The sequence below is a fragment of the Gilliamella sp. Pas-s25 genome (assembly GCF_009795885.1).
GTDB lineage: Bacteria > Pseudomonadota > Gammaproteobacteria > Enterobacterales > Orbaceae > Gilliamella.
In genome coordinates this window covers 1-23,966 of record NZ_WTEV01000016.1, presented here as the reverse complement: position 1 = coordinate 23,966, position 23,966 = coordinate 1, and the positions used below count along the sequence as shown (strand labels likewise).

Here is a 23,966-nt window from a genome sequence, read left to right as displayed (position 1 = left end):
TTGAGCGAAAAGCCCTTTCCTATTCAATAGTTCAGATAAATAATACTCACATATTTGAGTATAAAAATAGAGGATATCATGGCATTAAGAATAGAATTAGATGGTTATAAACCGGGTATTGCGAAGTTTTTAGCTCAAAAATGGAGTGGTAGTTCTGACATTGATATGCTTATACAACGAAATCAAGACGGCTATTATTTATCTGGTTTGAATCAATGGAGCCCTGAAAAAAACTGGCACGCCGTTGAAAATATGTCTGTTGATAATCAACAATTAACTGGCCAAATTGGCGAATGGTTGGTTGACTCTTTATTATCACAAGAAAGCAGGGTTCGATTTCTTATACAAATTCGTGATAAGCAAAATGAGCATTATGTTGATAGGGGCGTTGTGAGTATTGCTGATTCGGTTCTTGCATCAACAGCATTAAACTTGCAAACAACATTACCGAATGACGAGCAAACTATAGCGCAGCCAGATCCTGTTAGTGATTCTATTATTGAAAATCAAACACCATTAATTGAAGAATCTAGTCTTGACCCTGAAAGTGAAACGTTAGCAGAACCTATCGAACCAGAACTAGAAATAAAACCAGTGGAACCAGTTAAATCGAAAAGTCGCCTAGGGTTAATTATGACTACTATTATAGGTTGTATAGTGCTAATTGGACTTGGCATGGCTGCCTGGTATTTTTTATTTTCTAAAAATCAATCACAATCAACTCCAGCAGTGCAAATTAGTGGTCAATGTAGTTTGAACAACGCCTCTACTGATGATTTAACCTTTATTCAACAATGTTTACAAACTAAACCTAAATCGGATGAAATTATTCAAGTAATTACTGAAGCTAAAAAAACTGAAAAATGTAATATTGCTCAGCGGTTATATGCAAATCAGGCTCAAACTAATTCTAAAATTGCGATGTTATATGCAAAAGAGTATGACGAAAAATATTATGAAGCAAATAATTGCTTTAAAGCAGATAAAGAAACGGCTATTTATTGGTATGAAACGTCTTTGACCAACGATGCAAATAATACGTTCGTTCAAGATCGTTTAACCGAATTACAAAAATAGTGAGGTGCAAGAATGAATAAGCTAGCTATCTCGAAACTCATTTGCACACTAGGTCTAACATGCCTACCTTTGATAGGGTTTGCAACTGAGCCACTTAAACAGGCTGGAAAAACAACCCTATACCAACGAGTCTTAAGTACCCCAACGTGTGAATTAAAAAACAATATTACCGATGCTACAGGCAAATCCTTGCCGGCATTTTCCCGTTATTATGTTTATGAACGCAAAAATGACAATAATCAAGAGTGGCTTAGTGTTGGTCCAGATTCTTATGGAAAAACCATTGGTTGGATTAATAATTCATGTGCGATCGCTTGGAATATGCAAATGACACTGGTTTTTACAAATCCAGTTGATCGTGATCCTTTGCTCTTTTTTAAAGATAAGGCCTCATTAACGGCGATTGTTGATGCAGACAAGCCTGAAGCTTTATTAAAACCTATTCGTGATGCATTAAAAGCCAATAAACCCGCTTCAGACGTGGTAGCTCAAGAACCTAAAGAGTTCGTTGATTTTAAAAGTAACTTCTATTTACTACCTATTTTACAAGGTGAAGAAGTGATGAATGGGCAAGGGTTTTATGAGCGAGTGTTAGAAGTTGCCTCAGTCAGTAAACAAGCACCATTGATAAAAAATAACACAAAACCAACAACTACCCAAACGACTGATGATAGTGCTAACCAAGTAGCCCCTTTTAAAGCTGCCATAGTGTTTGTTATTGATTCGACTATCTCTATGGATCCTTATATTTCAAGAACAAAAGAGGCCGTAACTCGAGTTTATCAACATATTGAAAACGAACATTTGCAAAATCAGGTTAAGTTTGGATTGGTTTCATTTCGGTCAAGTTTAAAGGCCTCAGATAAGCTTGAATTTGTCACTAAAATTTTTGCCGATCCCAATAAAGTTAAAGATAAAGATGACTTTAAACAACTGAGCTCTTCGCTTAAACAAGCTTCAGTTTCTACCTCGTATTTTGCTGAAGATTCTTATGCGGGTGTTGCTCAAGCATTAAATGATATTAATTGGAATAGTTTTGGTGCGCGTTATATGATTTTGATAACTGATGCAAGTGCGATTCCTGGTGATGATAAGCTCTCTAGTACTGGCATGGATGCAGCGCAATTAAGACTTGAAGCTCAGCATAAAGGTGTTGCAATTTATGCATTACATTTAAAAACGCCAAGTGGTGCAAAAGATCATCAAATTGCGGCAGAACAATATTCGGACTTAACGTATAACGATTTTATTCATAAATCACTTTATTACCCAGTGAATGCAGGTGATGTGAATGAGTTTGGTCAAAAAGTTGATTTGCTAGCAAAAGCATTGTCTGAGCAAGTTAAACTTGCTTATAAAGGTGAAGCTTCTGTTGGTAATGCCATCAATGCAAAAGATGATAACTCAGACATGTTAAAAGATGCATTGTTACTAAGCAAGGCAATGCAACTGGCTTATTTGGGGGATGTTAACGGCACTCAAGCACCGTCAGTTTTTAAAGCATGGATTGCCGATAAAGATTTTGTCAAACCAACTATTCCAACAGCAGAGCCACGTATATTATTAACAAAATCGCAACTGAGTGATTTGAGCGACGTGGTTAGCAAAATCGCTAATGCGGCTAATGATGGATTGATTTCTGCCGATGATATGTTCTCTCAGCTTCGTTCTGTTGCAGCGGCAATGGGGCAAGATCCGAGTAAATTAAAATCCGATTCTGTCACAAAAATTGCTGACTTAGGTTTGCTGGGTGAATATTTAGATAATATCCCTTATAAAAGCGATGTCACTGGACTTGATCAAGATACATGGAAAAGTATGAGTGGGCTTGAGCAAGAAAAATTTATCCGTAATTTAAACGGTAAGATTCGCTATTATCAAAAATGTAATGCGGATGTCGATCGTTGGATTTCATTAGCTGACGGCAGTGATCCGCGTGAAAATGTGTATCCTATACCATTAGAAATGTTGCCATAATATGTTAAATATTAAGCAATTATCGATTTCACGCTCAACAGGCAAATCCTTTTTTAGCGTTTGCCTGCCAAAGCTTACTGTCAAAGCAGGTGAAGTTGTTGTTATTCAAGGTGATAGTGGTGCAGGTAAAAGCACGCTACTTGAAATGGTGGGAATGATATTAAAACCAGACCACATTGATGGTTATAACTTAGTTGTTGATAATTATGATATTGATATTGCAACGCTAATCAAGCAAGATAAAATCGAAGCGCTTGCTGATATTCGCGCTCAATATTTAGGCTTTATGCTGCAAACAGGTGGATTACTGCCATTTTTGACGATTCGTGACAACATTTTATTATCATTAAAGTTATTACAAAAAAAAGTGGATAATAGCCGGTTTGATTATCTAGTAAAAAAACTCAATATCGCACATTTGCTCAATAAACACCCTAAACAGTTATCCATTGGTGAAAGGCAACGAGCTTCTTTTATTCGTTCGATTATTCATAAACCCGCGTTATTACTTGCCGACGAGCCGACTTCGGCATTGGACCCCTATAATGCGAGTTTACTGTTTGATTTAATTATTGAGCAAGCTCAGCAAGATAATATTACTGCCATGATTGTCACACATGACTTGCAATGTATAGCTAACAAAGGGTTATTGACGTTATCAGCTAAGTTAACTTCCGCACAATCATCAGAATTTTCACCGTTACAAGATAAGGCGTAAAAAATGACTAAAGCAATATCAAAATGGTTACTTGTTACTCGTTTATCGTTAGCGGACTTATGGTATGACAAAAAAGTATCATTTTGTATTATTGCCTCAGTAATATCAGTAATTACGCCATTATTATTGTTATTTAGTTTAAAATACGGTGTTGTTTCGCAGCTTCGAGAGCAATTACTCAGTGATCCGCAAAATTTAGAAATAAAAATTGTGGGGAATTTGCAACTTAAAGATGAAATGTTTGAGTGGATAAAACAGCAACCTGAAACAGCTTTTGTTATTCCACTCACACGTTCATTAAATACGCAAGCTGATTTAATGAAAGATGCTAGCCATTTTGTTAATAATGCCGAAATTATTCCCACGGCTAAAGATGATCCACTAACAAAAAATTTGCCATTACCTAATAATAAAAAGCAAATTTTATTAAGTTCATTATCGGCCGAAAAAATGCAAGTCACGATGGGAAGCTGTGTGAAAATGGTGATCACAAGGCAGCTTGATGGAAAACTTGAAAAAGGAATGACACAATTAGAAGTGGTTGGTATTATTCCCGAAAATCGTTATAGCCGTGCAGCAGCTTTTGTCTCTTTAGATTTACTGATTGATATGGAAAATTATTATGATGGTTATCAAAGTGATGTTTTTGTGACTTCTACTGGGCAATTAAATCCACCTCATCATACGTCGTTTGCGCGAGCCCGTATTTATGCAGACTCACTGGATAATGTGGCTCCATTAGCATTTAAATTACGAGAAAAGCATATCGAAACGCGTACCGAGGCTAATGCAATTGAAAACATGCAAGCAATTGATCGAGTGCTTAATTTTATTTTTAGCGTTATTGCAATTACGGCTGTATTGGGATGTGTTTTATCATTTACTGGGTCATTTTTATCGAATATTGAACGTAAACGCAAAGATATTGCTTTTATGCGATTGCTTGGATTTCGCTCGAAGAGCATTATGCTTTATTTAATTAACCAAGCAATGATTTTGAGCTGTTTTGCTTTTATAATCTCTTGTGGGCTGTTTGCAGTAGGAAATTGTGCTTTTAATTTAGTGTTAGGTAAAAATTTGCTTTCACAATCGGTTGTGAGTCAATTACAATTTTATCATCTTATTATTGCATTTTTACTGACTTTATTTATTTCAGCGGGCATTGTGGTTATAGGAGGGCGAGGTGCTATTCAAATTCAACCAGCAGAAAGCTTACGTGAAGCATAATTATATCCGATTAGCGTGTTGGGGATTGGCTACAATTAGCTTACTGCCGGCATTAAGCTTTGCTGAACCTTGGGACAGTAAATTTTATAATCCCAAGCCTGCAAAAGATGATGTGATTTTACCGATGCCATGTGACGGTAGTTTAGTGATGAAAAAGGTATTTACCCCTACCAATAAACCGCTAGATGATGTCAAAGTCATTTTAGGGAGCAATCAAAAAGAGCTTGGTTTTGCCGAGTATGCCACGCCTAATTATATTGCTGGTAGCTTTTCTGATGCAGGTAAAGAGCGCTATTATTTGATAGGTAAATATGAGATCACCGCATTGCAATATCAATCCGTCATGAATGATACTTGCCCAACTCCTAAAGTTAATCTTGTCTTTCCTATCACGGATATTAGCTGGTTTGATGCTATTGCCTTTACAGATAAATATAATCGTTGGTTAATTGAAAACCAGTCCAAAATAAAATCAATTAATTTACCTAATGGCTATGTCCGTTTACCCAATAATACGGAATGGGAATATGCCGCTCGGGGTGGTTCAAAAGTGACAGAATCAGAATTTCGTGAATCACGGTTTCCTATGACTAAAAATCTTGAAAACTATGCATGGTTTTCCGGCGCTAAGTCAGCTAATGGTAAATTGCAACTTATTGGTAGGTTAGATCCTAATCCCCTAGATCTGTATGATATTTTAGGCAATGCGAGCGAAATGATGTTTGATTCGTTTAGAATGAATAAACTTGATCGCTACCATGGTCAACAAGGCGGAATGATTGTGCGTGGGGGCAGCTATTTAACGCCCGAATCTTCAACTACTAGTGCTTTTCGTATTGAAAAGCCTTTCTATGATGATAAAGGTGCTTATAAAAGTAAAGATGTTGGATTTCGTTTAGTTTATACCACAGAAGTGATAAATTCGAACGATAAAATCAAAAAACTAGACGAAGAATGGAGTCAATTAGGTCGAGAAACAGACAGCACAAACAATGGCAATGTTGTCAGTGAGCTTGAAAAAATTACCAAACAAGTTGAAGATGAAAAAACAAAAAAAGAGTTAAATCAACTTAATGCACTTTTACGTAGTGCTAATCAAGCGCGCGATGAACAACGAGATCGCTCTATTCAATCAGCATTACAATTAGGTGCATTTTTGTGTGCTAATGTTTCAGATTTGAACGGCAAGTTTGAGTATAATGATCATTTATACAAAACAATGATCAATGAAGTTTGTGATCCAAAAGAAGCAGATACTGTGACCGATGAGAATATGTGCTCAAAAGTGAAGCTAGATAATTTAAAACAGGTTGTTGATGAGTCTAAAAGTGCGCGTGATTTTATATTGAAATATTATTCGGATACGATTGTTAATACGGCGTCAAATTACGAAAAAAATACGATTAATGATCAAGCTAAATCAACGCAATTTATTCTCGAAAATAGTGGCAAAGCGAATATGAGTGATTATTTAAAACTCTATTTCAAACATATTAATCAATATATTGAATCGGGGAAGATCGAGCGAACAGCTTGGCTACAAACGTGTAATGAGATAAAAGGAAAAAAATGATGAATAAAATTATAGTAACGCTGACTTTATGTATATCGCTTATTTTAACAGGGTGTCAAGGTTCTGGAGGCGTAAGTTCTAGAAATGTTGATCCTGCATTAACAAAAAGTAATACTGCTAAATTTTTTAGCAAATCAGCATGGCAATCTTGTGCTGTCGGTGCTGGTTTAGGCGGTATTGGCTGTATGTTAGCTGGTGGAAAAACAGGGGTATGTCTTGCGTCTGCGGCGGTTGGTTGTGGTGTGCTGATGGGGGCTAACTATTATCTTGACAGTAAGCGAGCTGAATATGCGAATGATGAGATGCGTCTAGATGTTTATATCCAAGACGTGCAAAAGAACACCTACGAAGTACAAGCGGTGACCGAAACAGCTAAAGCGGTATTGGATAAGAATTTAGCAACACTTAAAGTATTAAATAATCAGATAAAAAATGACACGCTCAATAAAAAACAAGCACAAAATGATTTGACACAAATTGATGCAAATATTGCTTATTTAAGAGACAAATTAAAACGCATGAAAAAAGTTGAAAACGATTGGGTTTCAATCTCATCTCAAGAACGACAATCGGGTGTTAGAGTATCGAAACTGGATCAACAAATCAGCCAATTACATAAACAAATTGCAGTACTTGAAAATCAAATTAATCTTGTTACTAAACAACGTTCAGCAGTTAAGGTTAGCTAATTATGAAAAAAAAATATCTTTTATTACTCAGTCCGTTTATTTTTTTAGCCGGTTGTTCAACTACGCCTGAACAGTGCGATCCGACTAATACCAACATTGGAATTATGGATAAAATCAGCTGTAATTATTCAGGGAATTATCAGGCTCGAATTGATAACAAAAAACAAATTCTAGAAGATGAAGTAAGAGCTAATCAGCAGTTTAAAGAGATTTATGCCACTATCGAGAAGCAAAAAAAAGCTACCTCGTTAAGCATTAAACAAAAAAAGGCACAGCAACAAAAGTTGAAAACGGATTTAACTAAACTAACCAATGAAGTAAAACAAAAAGCCAAAGGACGTGACGACCTACAGGCTCAAGTGAAAGATATTGAACAGCAGCTAAATAAAGTGAACAATTCAAATAGTTCTGAACTTGAAAAACAAGTTGAGTTAGATAAGTTAAATAAAAAACTTCAACAATTGCAAAAAGCATTAAACATATAAATATATTTCTTGCTTAATCAATCTTATAAATAATAAAAGCAGGCGTTAAATAAAAGGAAATAAATTAGCAATGCAGCGCATAACAAGAATTATCTGTGATAATCATCCCGAAAAGATGTCTTTATTTGATCAATATAATTCTTGGCTAGCATTGCTAAAACCGTATTTGACTGAGCGCACTTTTTCCATTTTAGCAATAGCAAGATTGATTGATGATAATCAATATATTGGTTGGTACACCTCTTTAGAAGGTCAGCCTATCTTATTGAGTGAAATTAGTGATCAATCACATAAAGCTAAGATAGAAAACACGTTACAAAATCGTATTAACGATATCGAAGCTGTGGTTAAGTTAATGTCATTAACGGCTGAGCAGCAGGCATTTATTTCATCATGGTTACCTAGAATTAAAAGTTTAGGTAATCATATTTATGTGATTAATGATGAACCAGTTATTGTTAATACCTTTGAAGATCCTATTCTACCAGCACCTGGCCCAGTTATTCCGCCAAAAACATTTTGGCGTTGGTGGCATTTTTTGCTTTTAGCCTTATTACTCCTTGGTTTACTCGGCATTCTTTGGTATTTCTTTTGCCCATATGCAAAAGAAAAGCCTGCAATTGCTGAGGTTGAGCCCGCCATTACTCAGCCTGTTGAAGAAAAGAAACCAGATCCAGTTGTTGAGCTACCTAAAGAGGAACAACCCGTTGTAAAATCGGAGCCTGAAGCGATACCTGAGCCAGCACCTAAAAATTGTGTTACTCGTGAAGAGATTGCCAATAATACTGACAAGCCTAAAATGGTTATGATATTTGACAATTCAGCCTCGATGACATTGACTTTGATGGAATCTCAAGCGTCCATTAATCAATACTTGCGTGCTGATTGGTATTCAATGACCGAACAAGAAGCTGATGCATACGAACAACGCATGACACGTTTACCTAATCGTTTATCAAGTAGTAAAAAGGTTGCATTGTCGACTATTGATAAAATACAGCCTGATGTTAATATTGCGTTAGTCACCCTTTCTGCTTGCCCTGCTGCACAAACTACCTCGTTTTATCATTATGAAAATAGAGGTAAGTTAAAAACTAAAATTAGTCGATTAAATCCATTAGAAAATAACAGTGCAACGCCTTTATACAGTGGTATAAAGCAAGCGAGTAAAATGCTTGATGGTGTAAACCATGATGATTACATCTTAGTGATTAGTGATGGTGAAGATAATTGTACCAAAGCGAATATTTGTGCTTTAGCCAGTAAAATCGCCACTGAGCAACCTCGACTCAAAATCAATATTGTTGATATTGCTGGACAACATAAAATTGACTGTGTAGCAGATAAAACTGGGGGTAAAGTTTATATCGCTCAAAGTCCAACACAGATAATTGAACAAATGAATAATGCTGTTTCGAATATGAATATTAGTAAACCGATATGCGAATAATTATTTTTAAATAATACTAGATAGTCGAATATCTCATTTTTGGTATATCTATAGGTAAGTAATATTTCAAGTTTATTGCAATTTTAGTATAAGAATAATGGTCAACTGTAAGGAATTAAATCAATAATGCAACGAATAACACGGATAGCCTTTGATTATAATAACCCAGAGAAGATTTCTCTATTAGAACAATATCATTCTTTACTATTATTATTAAAATCACATTTAACCGATCGTACTTTTTCGCTTTTAGCATCACCAAAGCTAATTGATAACAATCAATATCTAGGCTGGTATACTAGTCTTGAAGGACAACCGCTTTCACTTGATAGTATTGCCCTCAAATCGCATAAAATTAAGATAACCAAAACGTTACAAACACGTATTAATGATATTGAAAATGCTATTAAACTAATGCCATTAAGCGATGAAGAGCGAAGTTTAGTTTCAGCATGGCTTCCAAGAATTAAAAGTTTAGGCAATCAAATTTATGTGATTAATGATGAACCGGTTATTGTCAATACCTTTGAAGAACCGGTTTTACCTGCAGCAGCCCCTGTTATTCCACCAAAGCCATTTTGGCGTTGGTGGCATTTTTTAATCTTAGCTTTATTGCTTGTTGGTTTACTTGGTATTCTGTGGTATTTATTTTGCCCATTTGGTAAACAAAAAACAGTTGTCCCCGATCCTATGGCTATCATTGCACCGGCTGTTATAGAAAAGAAACCTGAACCCAAACCGACACCTGAGCCTGTTATTGAACCAAAAGATCCCGTGCCAGAGGAACCTATGCCAATTGCAACATCTGAGCCTAAACCAGAACCGGTACCTGAACCACCGCTAACGCCAAAGGTAAAAAATCCTCCTAACTGTATCACCAAAGAAGAGATGAATAAAGATCCCAACCCATCTAAAATGGCAATAGTGTTTGATAATTCATTATCGATGACAGTAACATTAAATGAATCACCATCAGCGGTTGAGCAATACTTTCAATATTTGACGTATGGTTATGGTCGTAATATGTCAGAGCAAGAAAGAATCAAATACGAAAAGCGTATGACCCGTTTACCAACTCGTTTATCAAGTAGTAAAAGTGTGGCTACTTCAAGTATTGATAAGATACAACCAAACATTGGTATTTCACTGGTAACGCTGACGAATTGCCCCGCAGCAAATGTATCGCCATTTTATAATTACTCTAATAGGGCATCATTAAAGCATAAAATTAAACAATTAACACCCACTGCAGCCGGCGGGGGGGGAACGCCTTTATATAATGGTCTAGAAAAAGCCAGTAAAATGCTAGATGGGGTAAAACGTGACGACTATATTCTTATTATTAGTGATGGTGAAGATAATTGTACAAAAAAGAATATTTGTACGTTAGCTAACTATATAGCTGCACAAAAACCACGATTAAAAATTAATATTGTTGATATTGCTGGTGAACATAAAATAGACTGTATTGCTAACGCTACAGGTGGAAAAGTTTACATTGCCCAAAGTCCGAACGATATGATTAAACAAATGAATAAAGCGGTTTCGAGTTTGAAAATTAATAGGCCTGTGTGTCAATAAAATCAATGCGCTACCTGTAACTACCCCCTAAAATGGTACAGCAAAAAAGTAGAAAATTGTCTATGATAAAAGTAAAAAAGAATTGAAACATGAAAAAGATGACAGAGCACCAAATCATATCGATATTAAAAGAAGCAGTAGTGGAAATCAACGCCATTTTAGAACATTCAACGTTATTGATGACTTTAACCGAGAAGTATTAGGTATTGATATTACGTTCAGTTCACCTGTGGTTAAAATCACTCTTTATCTGGACCAGCTAGCTGAATATCACGGTTATCCGTTAAAAATACGGGTCGATAATGGTTCAGAATTTACTGGAAAAACGTTTGCCAACTAGGCAAAATCACATGGTATCACTATTTCATATTGAGCACGGTAGCCCAAATGGTTACATTGAACGATTTAACCGGATTTATCGCACTGAAGTGTTAGATTTATATCTTTTTAACAACCTAGGGCAAGCAAGGAGAATGACCGAAGAATGGCTAACGATCTATAATACTGAAAGACCGCATGAGGTATTAAATAATATGACGCCCATTGAATTTAAAACACAAAAAAAGTAGCATAATTTTCTATGTCAGTTATATATCTGTAAATATTTATTATATGCGTGTTCAAGTATTTCTTTATTACTCCAAGGGCTAGATTTCAGTGTTGATAATCAAAACTATTATGATATATAGATAATAATTTTAATTCATTAAAACTTATAGAAAATAAGAAAAGCAATACCAATAAATAATATTATCTATTTTCTTTTTCATTCTGATTTTATATTTATCCTTGTTCAGCTAATGTCGCTTGCACAATTCTCAGTGCGTCAAAGGTTTCTTTAACATCGTGTACGCGAATAATGTGTGCACCTTTCATTGCTGCAATCACAGCACACGATACGCTACCTAGCATACGTTCTTGCGGTGGCACATTTAATACTTGTCCTATCATAGATTTTCGGGACATGCCTACTAATAAAGGTAAGTTAAAATGATGGAACTTTTCGAGTGTTGCCAATAGACGGTAATTGTGTACCAGTGTTTTGCCAAATCCAAAACCGGGGTCCAGTATAATTTTTTTACGGTTAATACCGGCATTTATGCAACGATCAATGTGTTTGTCAAAAAACTGGTCAACTTCTTGATAAATATCTTGCTGGTAGTGTGGTGCATTTTGCATGGTTTTAGGCGCGCCTTGCATATGCATAATACAAACTGGTAGTCCTGTTTGTGTTGCTGCTTCAAGTGCGCCAGGTTCTGTTAAGGCGCGAACATCATTAATTAGGTGTGCTCCAACTTTTGCTGATTCAGTCATGACTTGTGGCTTTGAGGTATCAACGGAAATCCAAACATCAAAATAACGAGCGATTTTTTCAACTAATGGCACAACGCGGTTAAGTTCTTCATCAACCGAAACTTCGGCTGCGCCAGGGCGTGTTGATTCACCACCGACATCAATAAATGTTGCACCAGCTTGAATCATGCTGTCAACGCGACGCATAGCATCATCAAGGTTGTTATAGTTGCCACCGTCAGAAAACGAATCAGGTGTCATATTAACAATGCCCATGACTTGTGGAAATGAGAGATCCATCACTTGATTTTGAAAATGTATTTCCATGATTAAAAACCTTATTTGATTAAAATTAATGATGCAGTCGTTTAAATGATCTTTAAAGTTATTAAGCACAATTAAATTGAAATTTTCAATATAATTGTGGTTTTACTCTTGCAAATTTATTGATAAGCTATTTTTATTTTACCGATAAAAAACGCGCCGTAGCGCGTTATGTTTTATTAAAGCAAATTAACTTTCTGATTGTGGCGATGTGTTACTTCCATCATTCGCTGCTTTTTCATCGCTTTCTGTCCAACCATCTGGTGGTGTGACAGGTTGACGATTCATCAGTTCATCAATTTGTTGTTTATTGATTGTTTCATATTTTAATAGTGCATCTTTCATAGCATGAAGAATATCAATATTTTCAGTTAAGATAGTTTTTGCACGTTGATAGTTACGTTGAATAATAGCATCAACCTCTTCATCAATAATTTGAGCAGTACTATCTGAGATTTTTTTCAATGGTCCATAAGATGACTCTTCGTATTCAAATAATACAGGCGGTAAACGTTCTGAGAATCCCCATTGAGTAACCATTGCTCGAGCAACATTAGATGCATATTGAATATCACTTGATGCACCCGACGTAATTTTATCTTCACCAAAGATTAATCCTTCAGCAATTCGGCCAGCATAAGCAGTAGAAATTTTTGATTCTAATTGAGTTCGGCTCTGGCTAATTTGGTCACCTTCAGGTAAAAAGAATGCTACACCTAATGCTCGTCCACGTGGAATGATAGTCACTTTATGAAGTGGATCATGTTCTGGCACAAGATAACCAACAATCGCATGTCCAGCTTCGTGATAAGCAGTATTCGTTAATTGTTCTTTCGTCATAGATAATGAACGGCGTTGAGTTCCCATATTGATTTTGTCTTTGGCTTCCTCAAATTCTTCCATGGTAACCACTCGTTTATTACGACGTGCAGCAAATAGCGCAGCTTCGTTAACTAAATTAGCGAGTTCTGCACCAGAGTAATTTGGTGTGCCACGAGCTAATACCGATAAATTGACATCAGAACCCAATGGAACTTTGCGTACATGAACAGCAAGAATTTGTTCGCGGCCTTTCATGTCTGGTAAGCCAATCTGCACCTGACGGTCAAAACGACCAGGACGGAGTAATGCCGAATCTAAAATATCAACACGGTTAGTCGCTGCAATGATAATTATGCCACTATTAGCTTCAAAACCATCCATTTCAACGAGCATTTGGTTAAGTGTTTGTTCGCGCTCATCATGACCGCCCATTGAGCCAGCGCCACGCTTACGACCGACGGCATCAATTTCGTCAATAAATATAATACAAGGTGCGTGTTTACGGGCTTGTTCAAAGAGATCGCGCACTCGCGATGCACCCACACCTACAAACATTTCAACAAAGTCAGAACCTGAAATGCTAAAAAAAGGCACATTGGCTTCACCCGCAATAGCTCTTGCTAGTAAGGTTTTACCTGTTCCAGGAGGGCCTACCATTAAAATCCCTTTTGGTATGCGCCCGCCTAATTTTTGATATTTGCCTGGATCGCGTAAAAAGTCAACAACTTCTGTGACTTCTTGTTTTGCTTCTTCGCTGCCAGCAACATCGGTAAATTTTGTTTTGACTTGGTCTGGCGTTAGCATTTTCGCTTTACTTTTACCAACTGACATGGGTCCTCCTTTACCACCACCTTGCATTTGGCGCATCATAAATAGCCAAAAACCAATGAGTAAAATGATAGGAAACCAAGAGATGAGAATACTACCTATTAGGCTTGGTTTGTCATCAGGACTACCATAGACAGCCACTTTATTAGCTAATAAATCATCCATTAATTTTTCATCAAGATAAGGGATATAAGTAACATAATTGCCATTATTTTTGGTTGTGGCAACAATTTCGCGTCCGTTAATATGCACTTCTTGGATTTTACCAGTCGTGATATCGGAATTAAATTGGGTATAATTGACTTGGGGACCACTATTGGATATTGAGCTGAATTGGTTAAATACAGCAATCAATACTACAGCGATAACTCCCCAGATCAGTAAATTCTTTACCATGTCGTTCAAAAGAAAAACCTCTCATAAAAATTAACAGTTACGACCAAATTTAATAAAGTATGGTACTACAAAATTATACAACTGGCTACTTCATACCCATTGCAACAATATAAACTTCTCGAGACCTTGCGCGTGAAGCCTCAGGCTTGCGAATTTTGACGGTTTTAAACATTGAGCGCACCTGTTTTAGATATTCTTCAAATCCTTCACCTTGAAACACTTTTACAATAAAATTGCCATTAGGCGCAAGCACGTCTTTACACATATCTAACGCCAGTTCAACTAAATACATTGCTCTAGGTATGTCAACAGCCGGTTGTCCACTCATATTTGGCGCCATATCTGACATAACCACTTGGACTTTTTCTTCACCAACCCGTTCGAGTAAAGCTTTTAAAACTGCTTCATCGCGAAAATCGCCTTGAAGAAAGTCAACCCCAACAATGGGGTCCATTGGCAATAGATCACAGGCAATAATGCGCCCTTTATTGCCAATAAGCGATGCAACATATTGTGACCAACCACCAGGGGCTGCACCTAAATCAACAACGGTAATGCCTGGTTTGAATAATTTGTCACTTTTTTGAATTTCTTCTAGTTTGAACCATGCTCTAGAGCGTAAGCCTTTTTTTTGTGCTTGTTGTACAAAGCGATCATTAAAATGTTCATTGAGCCAACGTGTTGAGCTTGCTGAGCGTTTTTTATTACTCACAGCGAATAAATCCTTAATGTAAAGAGGTCACTTCATTGATTACAAATATATATAAGGGTAGAATAACAAAATTGCAACTTAATGTGATAAAAATTTAATGAATTTATCGAATAAACAAAAACAGTATTTAAAAAGTGAAGCTCATCATTTAAAACCTATTGTGATGATTGGTGCTAATGGATTTACCGAAGGCGTGCTTGCCGAAATTGAAAATGCCTTAAATTTCCATGAGCTAATTAAGATTAAAGTATCTGCTGAGGATCGCGAAACTAAAAAACTCATTTGTGATGCCATTATTCGTGAAACTAAAGCATTACCTGTGCAGCAAGTGGGATCAATTTTCACGATTTTTAGACCAAGTGAGGATAAGAAAATCGCTTTACCTAAATAAAACAACAGGGCTAGTTGCCCTGTTTGTTTATCTGCTTTTGTTGATGATATATATTCAATATTAGATATATTCAACCTTAACAATATCAAATTCTACATCACCGCCCGGCGTTTTAATTTGTACGGTATCACCGTCTTCTTTGCCAATTAACCCCCTAGCAATAGGTGAGTTGACAGAAATAAGATTTTTTCTGTAGTCAGCTTCATCATCACCAACAATGCGATAGGTTGTTTCTTCGTCCGTTTCAATATTTATGACGGTGACTGTTGCACCAAAAATAATACGTCCAGTATTTTTTACTTTGGTGATATCTATAATTTGTGCTTGTGATAATTTGCCCTCAATTTCTTGAATACGACCTTCACAAAAACCTTGCTGCTCTCTTGCTGCATGGTATTCAGCATTTTCTTTTAAATCGCCGTGCGCTCTTGCTTCGGCTATTGCTGCAGTGATTTGTGGTCTTTTGACATTTTTTAGATCTTCAAGCTCAGCTCGTAATAATTCAGCTCCCTTAACTGTCATTGGGATTTGTTTCATCTAGGTATCTCCCGTTTTTACTTATATTAGATAAAAAACCACTCTTCCTTATCTTGATTAAAAGAAAGGAAAAGTGAATTGTTCTGTTAGTTATTTAAAATAACATTATGGTGAATGTTTATATCTTAACTGTCAAGTTTGCTTAATAACAAATCATTTAACCGAAGATGGGATGCTATTTTTATTAAAATCGGTTATCGTAAGGTAATTATTAGTAGTTCATTATAACAATTAAATTTATTTATGCGACGATTACGGTTTTACATAATCATCTCCCTATCTATTGTCTGGTTTTTGGTATTATTGTCTTATTTTGTTGTGCAAACCTCTTTAGGTGCCAAGATAGTCAGTCAGCAATTATCCAAATTAAGTTCTTATAAAATTTCAATCGGCAGAGTTCATCACTCATTTTCAAATTCCTATGAATTAGTTTTTGATGATGTTGTTGTCAGCTCCAATAGACAAGAGCTTGTTAATATTCCTAAATTAGTTGTAGGATTAGATAAAGGTAATCTTTGGCAATTATCTCATTTTAACTATGTTATCGTCATTAATGGCAATATTAATATTAATGATACGCAATTTAGTCATTATGACTTTTCAACCAATACGTTAAAATTTGTCAATTCAAATGCGAATATTCTGGTTAATAATGGAAAGGAAACTCTTTCGTTCACCCAAATCAATGGAGGCATTAAACCCTTTGCTTCATCAGGCGCGGATAAATACCAATTTGATTTTACGTCGCAAGAGGTTTTAGTAAAGCAAATCCCAATAAAATCACTGCTCATTCAAGGATTCCATCGAGATGGTGTAACAACCATAACTAATTTAGGTGGAAATGTTAATGATGGTTTTTTTGTCAGTAAATTAAAAATCCTTACGGACAATAGTTTAAATATTGATCAATTAAAGTTGTACAATATAAACTGGCAATCAGCGAAAGATGATGTACTTAATAAATATTCTCATGTGCTGCCAAAGTTGATGATCAAACAATTACTAATATTTGAAAGCAGCATACAGTTACCTAGCTTTTTAATTGAAAAAGGCAATATTGTAGCGACTAATCTTTGTTATGATAAACAGTGGAACTTTGATCAAAGTGCTTTTATTTTTACTGCTGATCATATTGTTTGGCATGATGAATTATTTTCGTCAGTATTAGTGCAATTATCATCCAATGACCAAGAAGTGGCAATTCAAAAAGCACTAGCAAAATGGAATAAAGGTAGTATCAATTTTGTTGGAAAATGGAAAGATAATACTTTGCATTTAGAACAATTAACCTTAGCGGATATTATTTATGAAATGCCTGAAAAAATAGAATTAGCTGCGTTACCTAATATTTTTAGGAATATCCAAGTTGGTAAGTTGGCTATTTTGCAAAGTTTAATAATTGGAAAGCACAGTGATTTCCCTTTTAATCTATATAACTTTCAAGTTTCAGGTACAAATGTGACCTTAGCGAAAGATCAACAATTAGGCATTTTTTCAGGAACGGCCTTTTTAAAATCTGAAAAAGGATCGTTTAATCGAATTAATATTCGTTATCCCGATCTGGTTGTTAAATTTGATGCTCAAAACCATGCTTTGCTGACTTTTAGCTCTTTAGTGAGTGGTGGAATGATTGAATCAAAAGCAAATATCGATCTATCGCAAAATGAACCATTATCTTTACAGTTTAATGCTTATGGTATCACAAGTGCATTGCTAGAAAACTGGAAACTGGTAAAACAACCACCAAAAGCTTTAAATTATTCCACTAAATTACACGGTAAGTTACTACCATTTAGTTTTTCGGGGACATTATCTACAAACGAGAATGATTATATCATCAATCATGATCATTGATTTTTACAAAAGCATCCTTATATAACTTGTTAAGATGTTTAAGGTATTATGTGCATTTGAGTATAAATTAACTCAATAATTAAGTGTAATATGAGGGTGTAATGGTTCTTGTTAGATTAGATAAATGGCTTTGGGCTGCAAGATTTTATAAGACTCGATCATTAGCTCGCGAAATGGTTGAGGGTGGTAAAGTGCATTACAATGGTCAACGTACTAAACCAAGTAAAATTGTTGAAGTCGGTGCAATTTTAACACTTCGCCAAGGTTCGGATCAAAAAACAATTCAAATTTTAGCTATTAATGAACAACGAAGAACAGCCATTGAAGCTCAACAACTTTATCAAGAAACACCCGATAGTATTGCTAAACGAGAAGCAATAGCACAAGCACGTAAGCTTAACGCATTGACAATGCCGCATCCTGATAGAAGACCGGATAAAAAGGAGCGGCGTAATTTGATTAAATTTAAATATGATAGGCAACAAGGTGACAACAATTAAGATGGATACGCTAAATCGGTTTTTATTTGATAATCATCCTATTCGGGGTGAAATTACTCGTCTTGAACAAACATATCAAGCGATTTTAGATAATCATGCATACCCAATAGCGGTACAAAAATTACTTGGTGAATTATTGGTTGTAACTAGTCTATTAACGGCAACACTAAAATTTGAAGGGGATATTGCTGTTCAATTGCAAGGTGATGGCGCGTTATCTTTAGCGGTTGTTAATGGCAATGATCAACAGCAGCTACGTGGTGTTGCTCGGGTTAATGGTGATATTGCTGATGATGCTGCGCTTAAAGATATGGTTGGCAATGGTTATATTGTTATTACTATTACACCAAAGCATGGTGAACGTTATCAAGGTATCGTTGGACTAGAAAAAGAGACGCTTATTGGTTGTATCGAAAACTATTTTATGCAATCAGAGCAACTTCCTACACGCTTATTTGTTAAAACGGGAGTACATAATAATAAGCCAATGGCTGCTGGTATTTTATTGCAAGTTTTGCCTGCCAATGAGAATACTGCCGAGTCATTTGAGCATCTTAGCGCATTAACCGAGACAATTACGAGCGATGAGTTATTTCAACTTTCTACTGATGAGATTTTATATCGGTTATATAACCAAGAGGAAGTGCGTCTTTTTGAAACACATGATATTACATTTAAGTGTGGGTGTTCACGTCAACGTTGTGAAGATAGTTTAATGACTTTACCTGATAATGAAATTGATGAAATCCTAAGGGAGGATAATGGTAAGATTGATATTCATTGCGATTATTGTGGTAAACATTATCTATTTGATACAATCGATATTGCTGAAATGAGAAGCAAAAGTAACATACATTATCATTAATTTTTCTTAGAAAAATACCATTAAGGTTATTAATAACCTTAATGGTAAAGTGGAATATAGGGAATTAAACTTATATTCAATTTAACAGAAGACCAAAAAGATGCCAAGCTATTTTTGACGGTTTTGTATAACAATCTTGTTAAAAATATTGGTAAACCTATTTGCCATTGAAAATAGTTAAGAAATTTGTTCAGTTTAAAATTTTTAGACTAATGAAGATTTTTTACTTACTACCTACATAGATATCTTCAACAAGTGCATATTGAGTGATGATTCTCCATCTAATATTAAAATGGTAGAGTGTAAGTCCATATGTTTGTTCATTAGGGTTCTTTTGTTTATAGGCCGGCCTTGGATCTTGAGAAATGACTTGTGTAATTAATTCAGTGAGTTGAGGATAATTTTGTTTTTGTAGCTCTAAAACTAATTGTGCCTTTTGTGAAAATGCTACGGCTAGTTTTTTTTCTGGAATGGATTGTGCGTATCCTGCATGTGCTTCTGAATGGCTATCACAATAAGGAAGATAAGGTTTGATATCAATAATGGGGGTACCATCAACTAAATCAAGGCTGCCTAATTTTAAAATAACCTGTTTATTTTCAACGACAATATCTTTTAATTCAACGGCTGACAATCCAATGTGATTCGGTCTAAATGGTGATCGGCTAGCAAATACACCCATCGTTTTATTACCACCTAAACGAGGCGGCCGAACTGTTAATCCCCATTTTTCAGGAGCGATGTGGTGAAATAGAAATAATAGCCATAAATGTGAAAACTGTTCTAATCCTTTAACACTAATAGGATCATTATAAGGGGTTAATAAATATAGTTCACCTTGCCCAGCACTAACTAAATTGGGTTGTCTTGGAACGGCAAATTTTTCACTATAAGGTGAACGGATAATGCCGATTGGTTCAATTTGATATGTCATTATTCGTTGATGATTTTATTAATGGGTAGCGGGTAGCGAATTTTTTAGTTACTTAATTTATTATCTCTATATTCATTTTCCGCCGATATAAACATCGGCGGAATTGAGATTAATCAATCGTTATTGGTAGATTATTACCAACCACGAATTGCACCACCATTAAAGATTTGGTCTGCTTTTTGTGCAACAGCTTCTGTTTGGTATGCTTTAACAAAGTTTTTCACGTTTTCGTTATCTTTATCCGCTTCACGCGAAACGATAATGTTGACATATGGCGATTCCTTATCTTCAACAAAAATCCCATCTTTGCTTGGCGTTAAGTTTGCTTGTCCTGCAAAGGCGTTATTAATGATTGCTAGATCAACTTGTGCATCATCTAATGAGCGAGGTAACATTGGCGCTTCAAGTTCTAAAATCTTATAGTTATAAGGATTACTTGTAATATCAAGTACAGTTGGCAGTAAACCTTTAGATTTATCAACTGTAATCATTCCTTCATGTTGTAATAAAAGTAAAGATCGACCTAAGTTTGTTGGGTCATTAGGAATAGCAATAGTTGAATTAGCCGGAATGAAGAAGGTTTCACCACGTGGTGATGTGACTTTTACACCTTCACCAGTTTCCACAGATTCATCAATGGGTTTTAATTTATGAGAATAGCTTGCAATAGGATAAACAAATGAATTACCTACTACAGCTAATTGATAACCACGTTCTTTCATTTGTTCATCTAAATAAGGCTTATGCTGGAAAGCATTTACCTCAATTAAGCCATCATTTAATGCTTGGTTTGGGGTTACGTAATCGTTAAAAATAACAAGTTCAACATCTAGATTATAAAGATCTTTCGCTTGTTGTTTAACTACTTCAGCAACTTCTTGTTCAGGACCTGAAATCACTCCCACTTTAAGCGTGCTCACTTTAGCTGGCTCCGCTGGTTTATTATCTGCTGTGGCCGGTTGTTTATTATTATCACAGCCAGTTAAAAAAAATGCACTTACTAATGTGGTAATCAGTGCTAGCTTTTTAATAGACATATATTTCTCCAAAATTAATGATGTGTAACGCGTTTAACAATCCTATTGCCAATAAATTGAATAATAAAGACAATAATAATTAATATAACTAAAACTGTGTTCATTATAGCAGGCTTGTAGCCATTGTAGCCATATTGAATCGCAAGTTGACCAAGACCTCCAGCACCAACGGCTCCGGCCATTGCAATGTATCCTGTCAAGGTAATTAAGGTAATTGTCATACTATTGACAATTACAGGTAATGACTCAGGTAATAAAACCTTATATATAATTTGGAGTGGTGTTGCCCCCATTGAGCGAGCCGCTTCAATTAATCCTTTGGGCACATCTAATAATGCATTTTCAATCATACGTGCAATTAATGGTGATACGCCAATACTTAATGGAACGACTGCAGCTTGTTTACCAATAAAGGTGCCCATTAAAATAGTGGTGAAAGGAATAATCCATACAATTAATATGATAAAAGGGATTGAACGAAATACATTAGTAATAAATGAGATAACGCTATTAGCAACATAACAATCTAATATTTGTCCTTTACGAGTTGTGTAGAGTAATATGCCAATGGGTAATCCAATTATCGTTCCCCAAAAACCTGATAAGATGACCATAAAAAGGGTTTCATCTGTTGCTTGCGCCATTTTGAATAGCATTGCTTCATTAAAACCATTAAAGGATGAACAAAAAGCAACAAAATCAGCCCAGAAATTGTATTGAGTTAAGTATCGAAATAGTGATTCAAAAGGTTTAAAAGAGGGAATAAAATCAAACATAGCCTAGCACCTCTACTTTAGTATTATTTTTTTCTAGAAACTGAATTACTGATGCCATGCTTTTTTGTTTCCCTTTCATTTCAGCGAGCATTAGGCCAAACTTAACTCCACCGGCATAATCCATTTGCGCACTAATAATGTTACTTTCAATCTCGAATTCTTTAGCGATTTGTGATAATAAAGGCAAATCAACAGAGACTCCAGTAAAATCTAAACGTAATAAAGGATTGAGTCCTTCTTTATGCTCAGGTGACAGCCTTATTAAATAATCATCAGGAATATTAAGATGCAAGGTTGATTGAATAAATTGTCTCGCAATATCTGTTTTCGCATTAGAAAACATTTCACCTACTGATGATTGTTCAACTAGTTTCCCATCACTGATAACCGCAACTTGGTCACAAATCTGTTTTACTACATCCATTTCGTGCGTAATTAATAAAATGGTTAGTCCCAATTTTTGGTTGATATCTTTTAATAATGCCAAAATTGAACGAGTTGTTTCAGGATCAAGTGCACTAGTTGCCTCATCACACAATAGTACTTTGGGATCACTTGCTAAAGCTCGGGCAATAGCAACACGTTGTTTTTGACCGCCCGATAAATTAGCTGGGTAAACATTTGCTTTCTCTGTTAATCCAACGAGTTTGATAAGCTCATTGACTTTCTTCTTAATGGTTGCTTTAGGTGTTTTATTCAGCTCAAGAGGAAAAGCGATATTATCAAATACGGTGCGGGAAGAAAGCAGATTGAAGTGTTGAAAAATCATACTTATTTTTCGACGTATTTCAATTAATTTTCTATTTGATAGCTTTGTAATGTCTTGATTATCAAAAAGTATTTCTCCACTAGTTGGCTTTTCAAGTAGATTAATACAACGAATTAGCGTACTTTTCCCTGCACCTGATTTGCCAATAACACCATAAACCTGCCCTTTAGGAACATGGATATTAATGTCTTTTAAAGCATAAATGGGAGTTTTATTATGCTCAAATGTTTTCGAAATGTGTTGTAGTTGTATCATAATGTATAAAGAAAAAGATGAATAAATGAATATTAAGACGTCTAGACATCTAAGTCAATCAATAATATTCTATGTAAGATTAGAGTAATATCTAAATTAAAAGGAAAAATTAAAAAATGAAACCGGCTATTTTTTTAGATCGAGATGGTACCATTAATATAGATTATAATTATGTACATACAATTGATAAATTCCATTTTATTGATGGTGTCATTGATGCGATGCAAGAACTCAAAAAAATGGGTTTTTTATTAGTTATCACTACCAACCAATCAGGTATTGCCAGAAATATATTTACAGAAGAACAATTTCATACATTAACTGAATGGATGGATTGGTCATTACAAGATAGAGGCGTTGATTTAGATGGCATATATTATTGTCCCCATGATCCGTTAGTTAATACTTGTGAATGTCGTAAGCCAAACCCAGGTATGATTCAGACCGCAGCCAAAGAACTAAAAATTGATATTGCTAACTCTTATATGGTGGGAGATAGAGTATCGGACTTATTATCGGGTAAAAAAGCAGGCGTTAAAAAGACTGTGTTAGTAAAAACAGGCGATACAATAACTGAAGAAGCATTGGCTCAGGCTGATTGGCTAATTGATAGTTTGGCAGATTTACCTAAAAAAATAAAAGAAATATCTTAATTATTGGCTCAATCTTATAAACAATATAATGAGTTCGCTAAATATTTATGGATTAATTTTAATCAAAATGTATGGTTTTAGTCTATTTTTAGTGTGTATTGCGTAAAAAAAAAGCAAACAGGAATAAATTATACAATAACCCCTTGCATGATTTTTTTAAGTCCCTATAATGCGCATCCACTGACACGCAGTCAGCGACAAGCAGGCGGTGAGTTAGAAAGCGAGATCAAAAATTTTAAAAAA

23 protein-coding genes and 1 pseudogene are annotated in these 23,966 nt (G+C 35.3%); 16 read left to right on the top strand and 8 right to left on the bottom strand.

Annotation, left to right across the window (positions count from 1 at the left end; genetic code table 11):
- Positions 1-78: 78 nt before the first annotated feature.
- The 11 genes from GQ593_RS08305 to GQ593_RS08255 all read left to right on the top strand — a co-directional run bounded on the left by GQ593_RS08305 (position 79) and on the right by GQ593_RS08255 (position 11,346).
- Positions 79-1,077 (top strand): hypothetical protein, encoded by a 999-nt coding sequence (locus GQ593_RS08305; RefSeq protein WP_160431623.1) that lies wholly within the window; start codon positions 79-81, stop codon positions 1,075-1,077.
- 12 nt (positions 1,078-1,089) lie between these two features.
- The gene (locus tag GQ593_RS08300) at positions 1,090-3,054 is read left to right on the top strand and encodes a vWA domain-containing protein (RefSeq protein ID WP_160431622.1); all 1,965 of its coding nucleotides are present in this window, start codon (positions 1,090-1,092) and stop codon (positions 3,052-3,054) included.
- Between the two features lies 1 nt (position 3,055).
- On the top strand, positions 3,056-3,772 hold the full coding sequence (locus GQ593_RS08295; protein ID WP_160431621.1) for an ABC transporter ATP-binding protein: 717 nt from the start codon (positions 3,056-3,058) through the stop codon (positions 3,770-3,772).
- Positions 3,773-3,775: 3 nt separating this feature from the next.
- Complete coding sequence (locus GQ593_RS08290) at positions 3,776-4,999, top strand: ABC transporter permease (protein ID WP_160431620.1); 1,224 nt, start codon at positions 3,776-3,778, stop codon at positions 4,997-4,999.
- Positions 4,989-6,572, top strand: a complete 1,584-nt coding sequence (locus GQ593_RS08285) for an SUMF1/EgtB/PvdO family nonheme iron enzyme (RefSeq protein WP_160431619.1) — start codon at positions 4,989-4,991, stop codon at positions 6,570-6,572. Before GQ593_RS08290 ends, GQ593_RS08285 begins: the two co-directional genes overlap by 11 nt.
- Positions 6,572-7,261, top strand: coding sequence for a hypothetical protein (locus GQ593_RS08280; RefSeq protein WP_160431618.1), 690 nt, complete (start codon positions 6,572-6,574; stop codon positions 7,259-7,261). Before GQ593_RS08285 ends, GQ593_RS08280 begins: the two co-directional genes overlap by 1 nt.
- Positions 7,262-7,263: 2 nt before the next feature.
- Positions 7,264-7,746: a hypothetical protein gene (locus GQ593_RS08275; RefSeq protein ID WP_160431617.1), complete on the top strand. Its 483-nt coding sequence runs from the start codon at positions 7,264-7,266 to the stop codon at positions 7,744-7,746.
- 70 nt (positions 7,747-7,816) lie between these two features.
- Entirely contained in the window at positions 7,817-9,196 is a 1,380-nt protein-coding gene (locus tag GQ593_RS08270) for a VWA domain-containing protein (protein WP_160431616.1), read from the top strand.
- Positions 9,197-9,322: 126 nt separating this feature from the next.
- Positions 9,323-10,777 (top strand): VWA domain-containing protein, encoded by a 1,455-nt coding sequence (locus GQ593_RS08265; protein WP_160431615.1) that lies wholly within the window; start codon positions 9,323-9,325, stop codon positions 10,775-10,777.
- Positions 10,778-10,859: 82 nt separating this feature from the next.
- Positions 10,860-11,117: a DDE-type integrase/transposase/recombinase gene (locus tag GQ593_RS08260; protein WP_160431614.1), complete on the top strand. Its 258-nt coding sequence runs from the start codon at positions 10,860-10,862 to the stop codon at positions 11,115-11,117.
- 10 nt (positions 11,118-11,127) lie between these two features.
- The gene (locus tag GQ593_RS08255; RefSeq protein ID WP_160431613.1) at positions 11,128-11,346 is read left to right on the top strand and encodes an integrase core domain-containing protein; all 219 of its coding nucleotides are present in this window, start codon (positions 11,128-11,130) and stop codon (positions 11,344-11,346) included.
- Between the two features lie 214 nt (positions 11,347-11,560).
- On the opposite strand, the gene folP is transcribed toward GQ593_RS08255, so the two are convergent.
- The 3 genes and pseudogenes from folP to rlmE all read right to left on the bottom strand — a co-directional run bounded on the left by folP (position 11,561) and on the right by rlmE (position 15,152).
- Complete coding sequence (folP, locus tag GQ593_RS08250; RefSeq protein WP_160431612.1) at positions 11,561-12,397, bottom strand: dihydropteroate synthase; 837 nt, start codon at positions 12,395-12,397, stop codon at positions 11,561-11,563.
- A 195-nt stretch (positions 12,398-12,592) separates the two neighbouring features.
- Positions 12,593-14,449: pseudogene (gene ftsH, locus GQ593_RS08245) on the bottom strand (ATP-dependent zinc metalloprotease FtsH); the annotation flags it as partial.
- A 76-nt stretch (positions 14,450-14,525) separates the two neighbouring features.
- The gene (gene rlmE / locus GQ593_RS08240; protein ID WP_065560115.1) at positions 14,526-15,152 is read right to left on the bottom strand and encodes a 23S rRNA (uridine(2552)-2'-O)-methyltransferase RlmE; all 627 of its coding nucleotides are present in this window, start codon (positions 15,150-15,152) and stop codon (positions 14,526-14,528) included.
- Positions 15,153-15,249: 97 nt separating this feature from the next.
- On the opposite strand from rlmE, the gene yhbY reads away from it, so the two are divergent.
- Positions 15,250-15,543: a ribosome assembly RNA-binding protein YhbY gene (yhbY, locus tag GQ593_RS08235; RefSeq protein ID WP_160431610.1), complete on the top strand. Its 294-nt coding sequence runs from the start codon at positions 15,250-15,252 to the stop codon at positions 15,541-15,543.
- Between the two features lie 60 nt (positions 15,544-15,603).
- Here yhbY and greA read toward each other — a convergent pair whose 3' ends face one another.
- Positions 15,604-16,080 carry a transcription elongation factor GreA gene (greA, locus tag GQ593_RS08230; RefSeq protein WP_160431609.1) on the bottom strand — a complete coding sequence of 159 codons (477 nt, stop codon included), beginning with the start codon at positions 16,078-16,080 and terminating at the stop codon, positions 15,604-15,606.
- A gap of 303 nt (positions 16,081-16,383) precedes the next feature.
- On the opposite strand from greA, the gene GQ593_RS08225 reads away from it, so the two are divergent.
- The 3 genes from GQ593_RS08225 (at position 16,384) to hslO (ending at position 19,299) form a co-directional block, all read left to right on the top strand.
- Positions 16,384-17,934, top strand: a complete 1,551-nt coding sequence (locus GQ593_RS08225; protein WP_160431608.1) for a hypothetical protein — start codon at positions 16,384-16,386, stop codon at positions 17,932-17,934.
- Between the two features lie 101 nt (positions 17,935-18,035).
- The gene (gene hslR, locus GQ593_RS08220; protein WP_160431607.1) at positions 18,036-18,434 is read left to right on the top strand and encodes a ribosome-associated heat shock protein Hsp15; all 399 of its coding nucleotides are present in this window, start codon (positions 18,036-18,038) and stop codon (positions 18,432-18,434) included.
- A 1-nt stretch (position 18,435) separates the two neighbouring features.
- Positions 18,436-19,299 carry an Hsp33 family molecular chaperone HslO gene (hslO, locus tag GQ593_RS08215; RefSeq protein WP_237397720.1) on the top strand — a complete coding sequence of 288 codons (864 nt, stop codon included), beginning with the start codon at positions 18,436-18,438 and terminating at the stop codon, positions 19,297-19,299.
- 223 nt (positions 19,300-19,522) lie between these two features.
- On the opposite strand, the gene tsaA is transcribed toward hslO, so the two are convergent.
- The 4 genes from tsaA to metN form a co-directional block, all read right to left on the bottom strand.
- Entirely contained in the window at positions 19,523-20,236 is a 714-nt protein-coding gene (tsaA, locus tag GQ593_RS08210; protein ID WP_160431659.1) for a tRNA (N6-threonylcarbamoyladenosine(37)-N6)-methyltransferase TrmO, read from the bottom strand.
- A gap of 131 nt (positions 20,237-20,367) precedes the next feature.
- On the bottom strand, positions 20,368-21,270 hold the full coding sequence (gene metQ / locus GQ593_RS08205; RefSeq protein ID WP_160431605.1) for a methionine ABC transporter substrate-binding lipoprotein MetQ: 903 nt from the start codon (positions 21,268-21,270) through the stop codon (positions 20,368-20,370).
- Between the two features lie 14 nt (positions 21,271-21,284).
- Positions 21,285-21,926: a methionine ABC transporter permease MetI gene (locus GQ593_RS08200; RefSeq protein ID WP_160431658.1), complete on the bottom strand. Its 642-nt coding sequence runs from the start codon at positions 21,924-21,926 to the stop codon at positions 21,285-21,287.
- A 112-nt stretch (positions 21,927-22,038) separates the two neighbouring features.
- Positions 22,039-23,070 (bottom strand): methionine ABC transporter ATP-binding protein MetN, encoded by a 1,032-nt coding sequence (gene metN, locus GQ593_RS08195; RefSeq protein ID WP_160431604.1) that lies wholly within the window; start codon positions 23,068-23,070, stop codon positions 22,039-22,041.
- A gap of 116 nt (positions 23,071-23,186) precedes the next feature.
- On the opposite strand from metN, the gene gmhB reads away from it, so the two are divergent.
- The gene (gene gmhB / locus GQ593_RS08190; protein ID WP_160431603.1) at positions 23,187-23,723 is read left to right on the top strand and encodes a D-glycero-beta-D-manno-heptose 1,7-bisphosphate 7-phosphatase; all 537 of its coding nucleotides are present in this window, start codon (positions 23,187-23,189) and stop codon (positions 23,721-23,723) included.
- Positions 23,724-23,966 lie beyond the last annotated feature (243 nt).

What these genes read in the sequence shown, in the direction of transcription:
- hslR (WP_160431607.1), top strand. Translation starts at nt 18,036, where the DNA reads ATGGTTCTTGTTAGATTAGATAAATGGCTTTGGGCTGCAAGATTTTAT.
- yhbY (WP_160431610.1), top strand. Translation starts at nt 15,250, where the DNA reads ATGAATTTATCGAATAAACAAAAACAGTATTTAAAAAGTGAAGCTCAT.
- GQ593_RS08275 (WP_160431617.1), top strand. Translation starts at nt 7,264, where the DNA reads ATGAAAAAAAAATATCTTTTATTACTCAGTCCGTTTATTTTTTTAGCC.
- GQ593_RS08295 (WP_160431621.1), top strand. Translation starts at nt 3,056, where the DNA reads ATGTTAAATATTAAGCAATTATCGATTTCACGCTCAACAGGCAAATCC.
- GQ593_RS08270 (WP_160431616.1), top strand. Translation starts at nt 7,817, where the DNA reads ATGCAGCGCATAACAAGAATTATCTGTGATAATCATCCCGAAAAGATG.
- gmhB (WP_160431603.1), top strand. Translation starts at nt 23,187, where the DNA reads ATGAAACCGGCTATTTTTTTAGATCGAGATGGTACCATTAATATAGAT.
- GQ593_RS08300 (WP_160431622.1), top strand. Translation starts at nt 1,090, where the DNA reads ATGAATAAGCTAGCTATCTCGAAACTCATTTGCACACTAGGTCTAACA.
- metQ (WP_160431605.1), bottom strand. Translation starts at nt 21,270, where the DNA reads ATGTCTATTAAAAAGCTAGCACTGATTACCACATTAGTAAGTGCATTT.
- GQ593_RS08305 (WP_160431623.1), top strand. Translation starts at nt 79, where the DNA reads ATGGCATTAAGAATAGAATTAGATGGTTATAAACCGGGTATTGCGAAG.
- GQ593_RS08265 (WP_160431615.1), top strand. Translation starts at nt 9,323, where the DNA reads ATGCAACGAATAACACGGATAGCCTTTGATTATAATAACCCAGAGAAG.
- metN (WP_160431604.1), bottom strand. Translation starts at nt 23,070, where the DNA reads ATGATACAACTACAACACATTTCGAAAACATTTGAGCATAATAAAACT.
- GQ593_RS08280 (WP_160431618.1), top strand. Translation starts at nt 6,572, where the DNA reads ATGAATAAAATTATAGTAACGCTGACTTTATGTATATCGCTTATTTTA.
- folP (WP_160431612.1), bottom strand. Translation starts at nt 12,397, where the DNA reads ATGGAAATACATTTTCAAAATCAAGTGATGGATCTCTCATTTCCACAA.
- hslO (WP_237397720.1), top strand. Translation starts at nt 18,436, where the DNA reads ATGGATACGCTAAATCGGTTTTTATTTGATAATCATCCTATTCGGGGT.
- GQ593_RS08200 (WP_160431658.1), bottom strand. Translation starts at nt 21,926, where the DNA reads ATGCTATTCAAAATGGCGCAAGCAACAGATGAAACCCTTTTTATGGTC.
- greA (WP_160431609.1), bottom strand. Translation starts at nt 16,080, where the DNA reads ATGAAACAAATCCCAATGACAGTTAAGGGAGCTGAATTATTACGAGCT.
- GQ593_RS08255 (WP_160431613.1), top strand. Translation starts at nt 11,128, where the DNA reads ATGGTATCACTATTTCATATTGAGCACGGTAGCCCAAATGGTTACATT.
- GQ593_RS08290 (WP_160431620.1), top strand. Translation starts at nt 3,776, where the DNA reads ATGACTAAAGCAATATCAAAATGGTTACTTGTTACTCGTTTATCGTTA.